The 14,959-nt window shown below is 45.3% G+C and carries 12 protein-coding genes; 9 read left to right on the forward strand and 3 right to left on the reverse strand.

The window, feature by feature from the left end:
- The first annotated feature begins 35 nt into the window (after positions 1-35).
- Positions 36-1,121, forward strand: coding sequence for a P1 family peptidase (locus CLOSA_RS08580; protein WP_081443012.1), 1,086 nt, complete (start codon positions 36-38; stop codon positions 1,119-1,121).
- Here CLOSA_RS08580 and CLOSA_RS08585 read toward each other — a convergent pair.
- Positions 1,118-1,372, reverse strand: a complete 255-nt coding sequence (locus tag CLOSA_RS08585; protein WP_013272381.1) for a hypothetical protein — start codon at positions 1,370-1,372, stop codon at positions 1,118-1,120. The genes CLOSA_RS08580 and CLOSA_RS08585 overlap by 4 nt on opposite strands.
- A 226-nt stretch (positions 1,373-1,598) precedes the next feature.
- Here CLOSA_RS08585 and hemB point away from each other — a divergent pair, with 226 nt between their 5' ends.
- Entirely contained in the window at positions 1,599-2,582 is a 984-nt protein-coding gene (hemB, locus tag CLOSA_RS08590) for a porphobilinogen synthase (RefSeq protein WP_013272382.1), read from the forward strand.
- 24 nt (positions 2,583-2,606) lie between these two features.
- On the opposite strand, the gene CLOSA_RS08595 is transcribed toward hemB, so the two are convergent.
- Positions 2,607-3,461: a PHP domain-containing protein gene (locus CLOSA_RS08595; protein WP_013272383.1), complete on the reverse strand. Its 855-nt coding sequence runs from the start codon at positions 3,459-3,461 to the stop codon at positions 2,607-2,609.
- Between the two features lie 181 nt (positions 3,462-3,642).
- Here CLOSA_RS08595 and CLOSA_RS08600 point away from each other — a divergent pair, with 181 nt between their 5' ends.
- Positions 3,643-5,361: a VanW family protein gene (locus CLOSA_RS08600; protein ID WP_013272384.1), complete on the forward strand. Its 1,719-nt coding sequence runs from the start codon at positions 3,643-3,645 to the stop codon at positions 5,359-5,361.
- A 198-nt stretch (positions 5,362-5,559) separates the two neighbouring features.
- On the forward strand, positions 5,560-9,099 hold the full coding sequence (gene nifJ, locus CLOSA_RS08605; protein WP_013272385.1) for a pyruvate:ferredoxin (flavodoxin) oxidoreductase: 3,540 nt from the start codon (positions 5,560-5,562) through the stop codon (positions 9,097-9,099).
- A gap of 166 nt (positions 9,100-9,265) precedes the next feature.
- On the opposite strand, the gene CLOSA_RS08610 is transcribed toward nifJ, so the two are convergent.
- Positions 9,266-9,607, reverse strand: coding sequence for a DUF805 domain-containing protein (locus CLOSA_RS08610; RefSeq protein ID WP_013272386.1), 342 nt, complete (start codon positions 9,605-9,607; stop codon positions 9,266-9,268).
- 306 nt (positions 9,608-9,913) lie between these two features.
- Between CLOSA_RS08610 and CLOSA_RS08615 the strand changes: the two genes are divergently transcribed.
- The 5 genes from CLOSA_RS08615 (at position 9,914) to CLOSA_RS08635 (ending at position 14,879) form a co-directional block, all read left to right on the forward strand.
- Positions 9,914-10,789: a DUF4397 domain-containing protein gene (locus tag CLOSA_RS08615; protein ID WP_013272387.1), complete on the forward strand. Its 876-nt coding sequence runs from the start codon at positions 9,914-9,916 to the stop codon at positions 10,787-10,789.
- Positions 10,790-10,875: 86 nt separating this feature from the next.
- Positions 10,876-11,301, forward strand: coding sequence for a GntR family transcriptional regulator (locus tag CLOSA_RS08620; protein ID WP_013272388.1), 426 nt, complete (start codon positions 10,876-10,878; stop codon positions 11,299-11,301).
- Complete coding sequence (locus CLOSA_RS08625) at positions 11,267-12,166, forward strand: ABC transporter ATP-binding protein (RefSeq protein ID WP_013272389.1); 900 nt, start codon at positions 11,267-11,269, stop codon at positions 12,164-12,166. The genes CLOSA_RS08620 and CLOSA_RS08625 overlap by 35 nt, the downstream gene beginning before the upstream one ends.
- Positions 12,141-14,318 (forward strand): DUF6449 domain-containing protein, encoded by a 2,178-nt coding sequence (locus CLOSA_RS08630; protein ID WP_013272390.1) that lies wholly within the window; start codon positions 12,141-12,143, stop codon positions 14,316-14,318. Before CLOSA_RS08625 ends, CLOSA_RS08630 begins: the two co-directional genes overlap by 26 nt.
- Positions 14,319-14,390: 72 nt before the next feature.
- A complete protein-coding gene (locus CLOSA_RS08635) occupies positions 14,391-14,879 on the forward strand; it encodes a zinc ribbon domain-containing protein (RefSeq protein WP_013272391.1) in 489 nt (162 codons plus the stop codon).
- Positions 14,880-14,959 lie beyond the last annotated feature (80 nt).

Here is a 14,959-nt window from a genome sequence, read left to right on the forward strand (position 1 = left end):
AAAAACCAGAAAATATAATTTTTTTTCTGGTTTATATGTATAATAAGAACATAAAAAGGAAAAAGGAGGAAAGGATCGTGAAAAGGATTCGGGAATATGGCATCATCATTGGGAATCTGGCTCCGGGACCCCTTAATAAAATTACTGATGTGGAGGGAGTTCTGGTGGGACATGCTACCAAGAATACCAGGGACCATAAAACAGGAGTCACTGTTATTATGCCCTGTCAGGATAATCCCTTCCTGCGAAAGCTGGTGGCAGCGGCCTATGTTCATAACGGATTTGGAAAAAGCCAGGGTCTCATACAGGTGGAAGAGCTTGGAACCCTGGAAACACCCATTGCCCTTACCAACACGTTAAATATAGGAAAGGTCCACGATGCCCTGGTGGATCTTATGCTGGAGCGGTGCAGAAAGGAAGGGGCGGAGATCACTTCCATAAATCCTGTGGTGGGTGAATGCAATGATTCGGTTCTAAATAAAATCTGTGACAGGGTAGTCGGCCTGGAAGAAGTAAGAGCGGCTCTGGAAGACGCAACCTCTGATTTTGAAGAAGGGGCAGCAGGGGCTGGCTGCGGTACCGTATGCTATGGTTTAAAGGGTGGGATCGGTTCCTCATCCAGGCGGTTTCAAATCGGAGAGGAGACCTATACTCTGGGGGCTATGGTACAGTCAAATTTCGGGAGCACGGAAAATCTCATGGTGGGAGGTTTGGCGGTTGGAAAGGAAATTGCCCGTTTGACTGAGCCAACGGCTTTGGACAGAGGTTCTGTCATGACGATTATAGCTACAGACCTTCCGGTTTCAGACCGCCAGCTAAAGAGGATTTTAAAACGGGCAGGGGTAGGGCTTTCCAGAACCGGATCCTATATGGGTCACGGAAGCGGGGATATCATGATTGGCTTTACTACGGCGAACCGGATTCCGGAACAGGCGGAAAAAGAACTCCTTTCTGTCCGGATATTAAAAGAAAGTGCCCTGGAAACGGCCTTTATGGCTGCAGCAGAGGCCACGGAGGAGGCGGTCCTTAATTCTCTTGCCATGGCAAAAACAACCACAGGTCACAAGGGAAATGTGGTACATTCCCTTACCGACCTGTGGCTTTCCAAAGAACGCATTTAATCAAAATCTGCATGATAAACCTGATGGGGGGTGTGTATGTCAATAGAGCTTAGATTAAACTGGTCCTGGAAAATCTGGATTTTGTATTCAAAAAAAGTATCATCCGTTTTCTTTGACATAAATACGTATGCCCCCGGTTCCTTGTCCTCAATTTCGTCACAGATTTCATTGTAGATTTCTTCCCCATCCACAGGGCCTTCATAGCCGGCTGTACAGATGGCTTCCTCAATTGCCTGATAGAATTCTTCCATAAAGCAGTACCTCGTTTCGATTCATTTTTTATGAATCCTATTATAAGCAATCTTTTCCATTGGTGCAAGAATTACTTGAATCTTCGTTAAGAGGGTGTATAATAGGACAGGGGCCAAATACCTTGCAGCAGGGTATTTGACCCCTGCAGCATTCACGGCTGGAGGAATGAAAACATTACGTTACCTTGCTGGCTGCGTTTGTGTGAACAGAATGGAGGAATTGGATATGGAATTGATATACAGACCGAGAAGATTAAGAACATCAGATACCTTAAGAAGAATGGTGCGGGAAACAAGAGTCTCAAAAGAGTCCCTGATTTATCCCCTGTTTGTTGTGGAAGGAAAAGATATAATGGAAGAAATTACTTCCATGGAGGGACAATACCGTTACAGCGTGGACCAGCTCCCGGTGATCCTGGACCGGCTTTTACATGCCGGTGTGGGAAAAATCCTGCTGTTTGGTATTCCTGCCCATAAAGATATTTACGGCAGCCAGGCATACGACCAGGATGGAATTGTCCAGCGGGCCATCCGCCTGATCAGAGAACAATATCCGGGGTTCTATATTGTCACAGATGTGTGCATGTGTGAATATACCTCCCACGGTCATTGCGGGATCCTGGATGGAGAGTATGTGGATAATGACAGGACTTTGGAATATTTAAATATGATTGCACTTTCTCATGCAGCAGCCGGTGCTCATATGGTAGCCCCTTCTGACATGATGGACGGACGGATTGGTTCCATGAGAGCGGCTCTGGACGGCGCAGGGTTTGTAAATGTGCCTATCATGGCTTACTCCGCCAAGTATGCCTCCGCATTTTACGGGCCTTTCCGGGAGGCGGCCGGGTCTGCACCGGCTTTTGGAGACCGGAAGAGCTACCAGATGGATTATCATAACAGGAAAGAGGCTTTAAAGGAAGTGGAACTGGATGTGGCGGAAGGCGCTGATCTGGTGATGATAAAGCCTGCCCTTTCCTATTTGGATATCATAAGAGAGGTGGCGGACCGCCATGACCTTCCTGTAGCCGCATACAGCGTAAGCGGAGAATACTCCATGATAAAGGCAGCATCCAAGGCGGGGTTTGTGGACGAAGAAAAGGTGGTATGCGAATCTGCAGTGAGCATATACCGTGCAGGGGCGGATATTCTCATTACCTACTATGCCATAGAGCTTGCGCGATATATGGACGAAGGGAAAATCGGCTGAAACCATGCAGGGATCTTAAATGGGTCAAAGGCCCTTTTCCCGCCGAATCCTTTTTATATCGTCAAGCAGCAGATCGGTTATCCTAAGTCCTCCCCGGCCAAAACCCAGGCTGATGTCAGGCTTGTTGCTTCCGTGAAAATCAGAACCGCCAGTGGGAAAGAGATCATACTTTCCGGCCAGCTTTTTCAGTTTGCCGCTTTCATATTGGTTGTTGGAAGAGTGATAGACTTCCAGGCCATGAAGTCCCAGCTCCTTTAAATAGCGGACCAGCTCCTCAGTTTTATTATCCCCCAGATGATACTGGTATGGATGGGCCAGAACAGGAGATGCTTTGCAGTCTGTAAGGATTTTTATGGCATGCCCGGGGGAGATCTTTTCTTTGCGGGGGCAGTAAGGGCCGTTGTAGTCCAGGTATTTTTTAAATGCCTGATCCATGCTTTTTACATAGCCCTTTTCCAGGAGAACCCTGGCAAAATGAGCCCGTGTAATAACCGTGTCAGGATTTCCTGCCATTACTTCATCGAATGTGATGGAAATGCCGGCATTTTGGAAGCGGCGTATCATTTCCTCGTTCCTTTTTTTCCGAATTTCCTTAAGCGTATTCGTTTCGGAGACGAACGCCTTATCTGTTGGATCCACATAAAGCCCCAGGATATGAATTTCTTCTCCCTGGTACACACAGGAGAGCTCAATTCCCGGTATGATTTCAATAGGAAGACCGGATGCGGCAGCCTGGGCTTCCGAAAGGCCGTCAATGGTATCGTGATCGGTGAGGGCTATGGCCCCAAGATTGTTCTCCGCTGCCAGGGCCACCACTTGGGAGGGGGTAAGGGTGCCATCGGAAGCATTGGAATGAACATGCAAATCGACAAATTTCATAATAACCTCCAAAATGAAATAGATTGGTAACACTATAGTAACATGTTTTTTTCTTTCTGTAAAATGTAGAATAAGCTCGAAAAATAATTAAGAAAATTCATAAATTCGTAATAGCATTTCCCACAAAGTATGGTATACTACTCAATGTAAAGCTACAAAATCATGTAAAAAGGTGAAGTAAATGAATCAGATAGATAACAGACAAAGAGGCGGGGGGAGAGCCTATTCTTCCCGGAAGGTCAGCAGTAAAAGTGCATCGGAAGCAAGCCGCAGAACCGGACAGGCTTACAGAACGGGCAGCCCCTATCAGCAAAGACGGGGAAAGAAAAGAAGAAAAGGGCCACAGTATAATATTACAAAGATACTTCTGGCAATTATTCTGGCCGTAGCCTCCTTTATCTGCATCATGGCTGCCGTTAAGCTTATGGGAGGCAGCAGGGCAAAGGAGACGGAGGTAAATACCACCACCGTTTCAGATCCGGAATTGCGGAAAGAAGTAAAGGTGGAAGGGATCACCATTACCGGTATGTCCAGGGAGGAAGCACGGGAAGCGATTGAAAAGCAGTATCCCTGGGGAATGAAGGTCACCTATAACCAGGAGGAATATAAGCTTAAGAATCTGATGGACAAAAAGGTGGATGCCTTGCTTGACGAGATCTATTCCGGAGAACCAAAGGAAAGCTATACTCTTGATTCCGAGGGATTGGAAGAGGCTGTACAGGCTGAGGTGAAAGCCGTTGCAGGAAAATGGGATGTAGCGCCTAAGAACGGTTCCGTATCAGGATTTGATAAGAACACAGGAACATTTGTCTATTCCGGAGAGAAAAACGGTGTAGTGATCGATCAGGAAAAACTGGCTGCGGATATCATGTCCCAGATAAAGGCCAAGGATTATCAGGCAGTTATCCAGGCCTCAGGCAAGGAAGTGGCTCCTAAGATCACCGAGGCCCAGGCAAAGGAGATGTATAAGGTCATCGGTACTTATACCACTACAACCACGGCCAACAGTGACAGGAATAAAAATATTGAGCTGGCTTCCGGTGCCTTAAACGGCCTGATCATTCAGCCGGGGGAAGAGTTTTCCTTCAATAAAGCCACAGGGGAGCGTTCTCCTGCAAAGGGATACCGTCCGGCTGGTGCATATTTAAACGGAGAATTGATCGAAGAGCCCGGCGGCGGTGTGTGTCAGGTATCGTCCACCTTATATAATGCGGTGGTATTTGCGGGACTTTCCACGACGGAACGCCATGCTCACAGCTACGAGCCTTCCTATGTGACACCAGGTGAGGATGCCATGGTCAGCTATGGAGGACCTGACATGAAGTTTGTCAATAATTCTTCCACTGCTGTGGCCATCAGGACCAGCTTTGCAAACCGGAAGTTAAAGATCTCTATTGTAGGCATTCCGATTCTGGAGGAGGGCGTAACCTTATCCATGACATCGAAGAAAACGGCGGAGCTTGATGCTCCCGCACCGGTTTATGAGGAGGATCAGACCCTTCAGCTTGGAGAGGAAAAGATCGTAAAGGCAGAAACCAAAGGAAGCCGCTGGGTGACCAATCTGGTAACCAAAAAGAACGGCGTTGTTGTAAGCGATGAGCTTTTGCATAACAGCACCTATCGCGGAAAACCTGCTACGATCAAGCGGAACCAGTCGGGAGTTGTCATTCCGGCTACGGATCCGGCAAGCTCTGCAGCTGAAAGTACTCCTGCAGGTTCCCAGGGAACCGCAGAAACCACTGCTCCCCACAACAACGAAACAGCCGGAAATTCCGGAGGTACTCAGGGACCAGGTACCACAGAAACTCAGCCTTCCCAGACTCAGGGACCGACTTCAGCTACAGAAGCGGCGGACGGTGACGGTGGACAGAATGTGATTCCTCCCAACCCATTTAACTAAAAACAGAACATAATCAGACAGGACTGGACAGATTATTCGTTCCAGTCCCTTTTTATCGGATTGTTTCGAAAATAATACTTAAATTTCCTGTTTTAATATTTGCTTTTTGTTGAATAATTGTTATAATAATGTCAGGTCACTTTCCCTTTACGGGAACCAATTTATAACTTTATTCACATTTGCAGGAGGAAATCAATAATGGCAAGAAAAATGAAAACCATGGATGGTAACCATGCAGCAGCACATGCGTCATACGCATTTACTGATGTAGCAGCTATCTATCCAATTACCCCATCTTCACCTATGGCTGAAGCGACAGATGAATGGGCGACAGACGGAAGAACCAATATCTTCGGTCAGACAGTACAGATTACAGAGATGCAGTCTGAGGCAGGTGCGGCAGGTGCAGTACATGGTTCCTTAGCAGCAGGTGCGCTGACCACCACCTATACAGCTTCTCAGGGTCTTTTGCTTATGATCCCTAACCTTTATAAAATCGCAGGCGAGCAGCTGCCAGGTGTAATTAACGTATCCGCACGTGCAGTTGCCAGCCATGCTTTATCTATCTTTGGTGACCACTCTGACGTATACGCATGCCGTCAGACTGGCTGTGCTATGTTATGCGAATCCAGCGTTCAGGAGGTGATGGACTTAACTCCGGTTGCTCATATGGCAGCACTTGAGGGTAAAGTACCATTTATTAACTTCTTTGACGGCTTCCGTACATCTCATGAGATCCAGAAGATCGAAACCTGGGATTATGAAGATTTAAAAGAGATGGTAAGTATGGAGGCAATTGACGAATTCCGTCACCGTGCATTAAATCCAAACCATCCGGAATTAAGAGGTTCCGCTCAGAACCCTGATATCTTCTTCCAGGCAAGAGAAGCCTGCAACCCATATTATGAAGCTCTGCCTGCTATTGTTCAGAAATACATGGACAAGGTCAATGCAAAGATCGGAACTGATTATAAATTATTTAACTACTACGGAGCTCCTGATGCAGAGCATGTCATCATTTCTATGGGTTCTGTAAACGATACCATTGAGGAAACTCTTGACTATCTGCTTGCTTCAGGAAATAAGGTAGGCGTGATAAAAGTCCGTTTATACCGTCCGTTCTCTGCAGCCGCTTTCATCGAAGCTATCCCGGATACCGTAAAGACTATTTCTGTATTAGACAGAACAAAAGAGCCGGGTTCCTTAGGCGAGCCTTTATATCTTGATGTTGTTGCTGCCCTTAAGGGAACAAAGTTCGATCAGGTTAAGATCTTAACCGGACGCTACGGTTTAGGTTCCAAGGACACTACACCAACTCAGATCGTTGCTGTTTATAACAACAAAGAGAAAACTCCGTTTACCATTGGTATTGTGGATGATGTGACACACCTCTCTCTTGAGACAGGCACACCAATCATTACAACTCCGGAAGGAACCACGAACTGTAAGTTCTGGGGTCTTGGTGCGGATGGTACCGTAGGCGCTAATAAGAACTCCATCAAGATCATCGGTGACAATACGGATATGTACGCTCAGGCTTACTTTGATTATGATTCCAAGAAGTCCGGCGGTGTAACCATGTCTCACTTACGTTTCGGACACAAGCCGATTAAATCAACCTATCTGATCCGTCAGGCTAACTTTGTGGCATGCCATAATCCGGCCTATATCCGTAAGTACAACATGGTTCAGGAACTGGTTGACGGCGGTATCTTCTTATTAAACTGCCCATGGGATGCTGCTGGTCTTGAAAAGCACTTACCAGGACAGGTAAAGAAATACATTGCTGACCACAACATTAAATTCTACACCATCGACGGTGTAAAGATCGGTATTGAGACCGGCATGGGCCAGACACGTATCAATACCATCCTTCAGTCTGCATTCTTTGAACTGACCGGAATTATTCCTTCTGAAAAGGCAAACGAACTGATGAAGGCAGCTGCAAAGGCAACCTACGGACGCAAGGGCGAAGAAATCGTTATGAAGAACTGGGCAGCCATTGATGCCGGTGCCAAAGGCGTAGTTAAGGTAGAAGTTCCGGAAAGCTGGAAAAACTGCGAGGACGAAGGCCTTGATTATAAGATTATTACGGAAGGCAGAAAGGATGTTGTTGATTTCGTTAATAACGTTCAGTCCAAGGTAAACGCACAGGAAGGAAATTCCCTGCCTGTATCCGCATTCAGCGATTATGCTGATGGTTCCACACCATCCGGCTCTTCCGCTTATGAGAAGCGCGGTATTGCAGTTACCATTCCAGGCTGGGTTCCGGAAAACTGTATCCAGTGTAACTTCTGCTCCTATGTATGTCCCCATGCAGTAATCCGTTCCGTTGCCCTGACAGAAGAAGAAGCAGCAGGTAAGCCTGAGGAGATGAAGACTCTTCCAATGACAGGCATGCCAGGATATCAGTTCGCTGTGACTGTATCCGCATTTGACTGTACAGGCTGCGGTTCCTGTGCAAACGTATGTCCAGGAAAGAAGGGCGAAAAGGCTCTTGTTATGGTCAACATGGAAGAAAACTGCGCAGAGAAGCAGAAAGTATTTGACTTTGGCCAGACCCTTCCTATTAAGCAGGAAGTCATTGATAAATTTAAAGAAAATACTGTTAAGGGCAGCCAGTTCAAGAAACCGCTTCTTGAGTTCTCAGGTGCATGTGCAGGCTGCGGCGAGACACCTTATGCAAAACTCATCACCCAGTTATTCGGTGACAGAATGTATATTGCAAATGCAACCGGATGTACCTCTATCTGGGGCAACTCTTCTCCATCCACACCTTACACCGTTAATGCAAAGGGACAGGGTCCTGCATGGGCAAACTCATTATTTGAGGACAATGCTGAGTATGGTTATGGTATGATGCTGGCTCAGACCGCTATCAGAGGTGGTTTAAAGGCCAAGGTAGAAGAGGTTATGAATTCTGATAAGGCTTCTGAGGAAGTAAAGGCAGCCTGCAAGGAATACTTAGATACCTTTGAAGTAGGTGCAACCAACGGTTCTGCAACCGATAAGTTAGTTGCGGCATTAGAGGGCATTGAATGCGATACCTGCAAGGCCATCGTTAAGGACAAGGATTTCCTGGCTAAGAAATCCCAGTGGGTATTCGGTGGCGACGGCTGGGCCTATGATATCGGCTTCGGCGGTGTTGACCACGTACTTGCAAGCGGCAAAGACATCAACGTTATGGTATTCGATACAGAGATTTACTCCAATACCGGCGGACAGTCTTCCAAGGCTACCAAGACAGGTGCTGTTGCACAGTTTGCTGCAGGCGGTAAGGAAACAAGAAAGAAAGATTTAGCAAGCATTGCTATGAGCTATGGCTATGTATATGTGGCACAGATCGCCATGGGCGCTGATTATGCGCAGACTGTGAAAGCGATCTCCGAGGCAGAGGCTTATCCGGGACCATCTCTGATCATCGCTTATGCTCCATGTATCAGCCATGGTATCAAGAAGGGTATGTCCAAGGCTCAGACTGAAGAGAAGCTGGCTGTTGAGTGCGGTTACTGGAACAACTTCCGCTACAATCCTGCTGCTGAGAAGAAGTTCACCTTAGACAGCAAGGCTCCTGCATTAGAAGGATATCAGGAATTCTTAAAGGGCGAGGTTCGTTATGCTTCCTTAGCTATGAAGAATCCTGAGAGAGCTGCTGAATTATTTGCAAAGAATGAGGCAGATGCAAAAGACAGGTATGAATACCTGAAGAAGCTTGTTACTTTATACGGCAATGAATAATTGATCAACAGGGTACAGGCCCGGATGAACCATCCGGGCCTGTTTTCTGTATATTCAAGAACCGGATCAGGGAAATCACAAAAAATTAAGAAAACAAAAAACGCTCCTGACAGAAGAAGAGTCTGCAGGGAGCGTTTTTTCATATAATGAGTTTAAACTGATGTAATTAGACCAGTTCCGTACCAAAACGATTGCCTTCATCCACAGTCTTAAAGCAATACCAAACAATAAGAAGAATGGGGCCTACAAGGGGAACTAATGCAATAAATGTCCAGAACCCAGATTTGTTAATGTCGTGGAGACGGCGTACTCCAAGAGCAATCCCGGGAATCAGACCTGCAATCCCATATACCATAGATAAAGTTCCGAATAGATTCGAAACATTACTCAGCGCTCCCAATAAGATAGCGATAATAGCATTGAATAGCACTGCCATCCAATAGCCTCTTACGGTTGTACGTCCGTGAAAATTAAAATAGTTTTTCCACATAGCCAGATATTCATTCATTATTTTTCTTACCTTTCTTTCTTTTGTATTATGTATATTTATAATATCATAAAAAATTAATAAAACATATAGTAAATTTATCGAAGTTTGTTTTTAATTTTTAAAAAATTTATATAAATTTATGATTTATGATGATGTAATAGTACTTATTTATGTTACGCTGAAAATAAAAGAAGATATTGTCAATAATACCCCACTTTTTCGCAGACTTTTCCTAAAAAGGATTGGAGTATTTAAAGAAAGACAGGCACTGGGGATTCATGAGGGAATAAACTTATTATATAACTATCATAAAAGAGGGGTTCTATGGGAATTTTATCTTATATGCAGAAAGATACAGATATGGAAACAAATCCGTTGATCCCCCCGGAAGAAGACGAGTTTCCGGGAGAGGAAGAATATTGTGACAGCACGGAGGAAACAGGAGAGGAATCATCAGAAGAAAACAATGAGAACCCTCCTCCGCCCAATCTGGAAAAGGAAACGCCTCTTCCGGATTTTCCGCTTTATGAATCAGCCCCGCCCGGGACCAGCAGTTCTGTTATTACTGTGTTTCCAAAACCCATTATCCCATGCTATCTATGCAACTCTGAGCAAAATGGGCTTGTCCGGTTCCTAAATGCGGCAGCCGGTTATAATCCATTTCTCATATATATTAGCAATCAGCTGGCTGTCAATGGACTGAGTAATGGAGAAATGAGCCAGTACGGCCGGGTCTCTGCATCACAGCAGACGATAACCGTAGGCGGTCAGAGCGGGTATGTTTATGTTGAAAAACAGATTACGGTGAACGCTGACCGTGCGGTCACCGTTGCCATCATCAATACGGATTATGGACTGGATATTATGGAAATCCAGGATGTATTCTGCAATGGAGGCATTAATACCGGATGCTTTCGTGTTAGCAATCTGTCCATAACAAACCGACAGATCCATGTAGTGCTAAATGGCGGGGCCATCACGTTTCCCAGCGTGGATTATCTGGAAGTCACCAGTTTCCGGTATGCTTTAACAGGACTTTATATGGTTTCCGTATCCAATGCCAATCGCTTAGGGGAGAATCTCCTTTTGACCTCTAATATCTATATAAGGGGCAACGCTTCCTATACCTTGTATGTATTTAACTGGAGCGCTATGGAAAATGCCATTCGTACCTTGATCGTGGAAGACAGAAGATATTAAAAAACAGGAACCTCTGATTGACAGGTCAGAGGTTTTTTGATATACTAACTGTATTAGGAGTGTTAATACGGAGTAGGAGGTGAAATATGATACTGCTTGATTACAAAGACCGCAGGCCCATATACGAACAGGTTGTAGAAAAGCTAAAGGATCTTATGATATGCGGCGTATTGGAACAGGATGCGCAGCTTCCGTCTGTCCGCGCTTTGGCAACTGATTTATCCATTAATCCCAATACCATACAGAGGGCATATGCGGAGCTGGAGCGAAGAGGGTTCATCTATTCTGTGAAAGGAAGAGGAAGCTTTGTGGCTGATACCAGTTCTATAAGGGCTCTGAAAAACAGTGAACTGAAAAGAGATCTTGCAAGCTGGATCCAGGAGGCAAAACGGACAGGATTGACCGAGGATAAGGCTCATACTTGGGTTGCCGAGGAATGGATAAGACAGGTATATATAACAGGGGAGGAGAGAGCGGATGATAACAGCAGAGAATCTGACAAAAAAATTTGATGATATTGTGGCAGTGGACCACGTAAGTGCGAAAATACGGGATGGAAGCGTATTTGGGCTTATCGGGACCAATGGAGCTGGGAAAAGTACCTTTTTAAGAATGCTCAGCGGTATTTTAAGGCCGGATGAAGGAACGGTAACCATTGATGGGGAACCGATCTTTGAAAATGAAAAGGTGAAGGGCCGGTTTTTTTACATTTCCGATGACCAGTACTTTTTTAATAACGCATCACCCCTTGATATGATGGAGTTTTACAGCAGGATCTATCCCAGGTTTGACAGGGACCGGTACCGCAATTTATTGGGAAGCTTTGGGCTGGAGGTCAGAAGAAAGATCCATACTTTTTCAAAGGGGATGAAAAAACAGCTTTCCGTTTTATGCGGGATATGTGCCAATACGGACTATCTGTTCTGTGATGAAACCTTTGATGGACTTGATCCGGTCATGCGCCAGGCGGTGAAAAGCATCTTTGCCAATGATATGTCGGAGAGAAATTTAACTCCAATTATTGCTTCCCATAATTTAAGGGAGTTAGAGGATATATGTGACCATGTAGGTCTTCTCCACAGGGGAGGAATACTGCTTTCCAGGGATTTGGATGACATGAAGCTTAACATTCATAAGGTGCAGTGTGTCCTAAAGGATGGAGAAACCTTCGAGGATCTGACGGCCTTACAGCGTATTAAGACAGAAACAAGAGGAAAACTCTATACCATTACGGTACGCGGTACCAGAGAAGAAGTGGAAGGTCTGATGGAATCCTACCAGCCGGTATTTTATGAGATCATACCACTATCTCTGGAAGAAATATTTATTAGTGAGACGGAGGTGGCAGGATATGACATCAAAAAGCTTATTCTATAATCTGTTTAGAGAAGATGGCAAAAGACGCCTTTGGTCTATGGCACTGTCATTTTTAGTATTTTTCTTTACCTTTCCGGTGAGGACAGCACTGACCCTCAGTGAGAGGATAAAGAATCAAGTGGATTATTTATACATTGTATCCAACCTGAAACAGTGGCTGGGATTCCAGAACGGATGGGTTGCGGTGCTGATCATCCTCCTGTCCCTGATCATGGGGGTGACCAGTTTTTCCTATCTCCATTCCAGGCAGAAGGTGGATTTTTACCATGGTATTCCTGTTAACAGGAAGCATTTGTTCTGGGTCAATTATTTTAATGGGATATTGATCCCTGCAGCTGTATACGGGATAAACCTGGTCATCACCCTTGGAGTAGTTGCAGTGTACGGCATTTCTCCTGCGCAGGTATGGGGATCAGCCTTTACTGGATTCCTTTTATTTATGATCCATTATGCCATGATGTACTCGGTGACGGTGATATCCATGATCCTTACCGGGAATGTGCTGATCGGCATTCTTGGGACCATGGTATTGCAATTTTATTTTGTATGCTTGATAGGAATCCTGGAATTTTGCTATAGCAGCTTTTTTTATACCAGCTATCGGGGCGGCGGGAATATATTTAACTCTTTCATGGATAAATGTTCTGCTTTTGCCCTGTTCCTGGTGAATGTAGAACAGCTTCAGCCGGGAACCCCGGCAGGAACACAGGCTGCCAGGATTTTTGCGGTCCTGGCTGTCACAGCAGTTGTGACCATTCTTTCTTTCTGGCTGTATAAAAAGAGAGGCTCGGAAGCAGCAGGAAAAGCAATGGCTTTTCAGGTGAGCATGCCGGTGATCCGGATCCCTATTGTGGTTTTAGCCTCTCTCAGCGGAAGCCTTTTTTTCTGGTCCATGCATTCCAGCATAGGTTGGGCGGTATTCGGACTGCTTTGTGGGATGCTTTTATCCCATGGTGTCATTGAGATCATTTACCACTTTGAATTCAGAAAGTTGTTTTCCCACTGGAAACAGATGGTGGCCTGTGCTTTGCTGGCTGCAGTGATTTTCTGCGGTTTCCGCTATGATCTGTTCGGGTATGACAGCTATATTCCGGCAGAAAACTCCATTGAATCCGTTGCAATATCCATGCAGGATGCGACCTACTGGGTTTCCTATGGAAGTCCCCGTCAGGATTCCCTGGGGGATTATTACTGGGAACACCAGGATTCTGATGATTATGCATTCAGCCACATGGAGCTGAAGGATACGGCACCGGTTCTGGCTCTGGTGCGGGAAGCGGTGGCCAAAAACAAGGAACTCTATCATGGAAATGATTACTCCTCTGAATGGGAGGATGGAAGCATAAGTTTTAATTTCTCTATAAAATATACACGGAAGAACGGAAAGGACATTTACCGGTCGTACCGATTGCCCGGTAAAGAAATCCGGCCGGAAATCATAGAGATTTTCGAAAACCAGGAATTTAAGAAAGCCATTTATCCCATCCTTGTCCAGACGCCTGAGAATACGGCCTGGGTTAGGGTAAGCAGGGGAGAGCAGACGAATATCGTCAGCCGTGACAGAAACGGAACGGATAAAGCCATGACTGAAAAACTGCTCTTAGCATATCAGGAGGATTTAAGAAGCTTAAAGGTGGAGACCATGCAAAAGGAAAATCCCGTTGCCACCATACAGTTCTTAACAAAGATGCAGGCAGAGGCGGAAACAAAACGGGATGAAATCCAAAGTTCCTGGAAATACAGTGATGTCACCTCTAGAGGGTATTATCCCATCTACCCTTCCTTTAAGAATACTATGGAACTGCTAAAAGAGTGTCAGGTGGATGTACAAAGCTGGAATGGCTTTGAGAATGTAAAAGAGATCAACATAAATACCTATCAATTTAATTCTTATAATTATCGTTATGAGGATAAAGGATCACAATACATGACGATCACCGATCAGGAACAAATCAGTGAGATCATGAGCCATGCAATCATGGAGGAATATTCCAGTATGAATCCTTTTAGCAGCAGGACAGGAGAATGGATCAGCTTTTCAGCTGTTATGGAATCCGGCGGAAACAGAAGTGAGGCTACCTGTGCCATATCACTGGAACGATTGCCGGAATCCTTAAAAAAGGATATCGAGAAGATAAAAAAAGATGTGTAAACAGTCTTTCATTGACTTTTTCTTCCAATGACGTTAAAATGATAGAAGCATAAGTCAAAGGAGGAATCACGGATGGCATTTTTTGAAGAGCTGGGAAAGACACTTAGTGATACCGGCAAAGAGGTTGCAACCAAGGCAAAAGCGCTGACTGAGACGATACAGCTAAAGACGCAGATCAGCGTAGAAAAAACAAAGCTGGAAGAAGCTTATGCGGTCATCGGAAAACAATTCTATGAAGCGAACAAAGAGCCGGAAGAAGCTTACGCAAAGGCTTATGAAGCTGTCAGGGCCAGCCGGGAAAGAATTGCCGCTCTGGAGATTGAACTTAGCCAAAGCGAGGGAACCCGTATTTGTGCAGAGTGTGGAGCCAAGGTACCGAAGAATACCTTTTACTGTGGAAAGTGCGGAGCCTCTGTTAAGGAAGCAGCCCAGAAAGCTGAAACAGAAGATGAAAATGTAGAGGAAGTGGAACAAGTAGTGCCGTCAGAGGAATTGAATCCTGCGGCTGGAATCAATACGGTAAGTGAAGATGCATTTGAACCAACAGAAGAACAGGAATAATTACTTAAAAGACCGGCTTTGAAAAGCCGGTCTTTCTTTTGGCAATTTTCGCTTTTTTTAAAAAAGTATGTAAATTTTCA

Source organism: [Clostridium] saccharolyticum WM1 (assembly GCF_000144625.1).
GTDB lineage: Bacteria > Bacillota > Clostridia > Lachnospirales > Lachnospiraceae > Lacrimispora > Lacrimispora saccharolytica.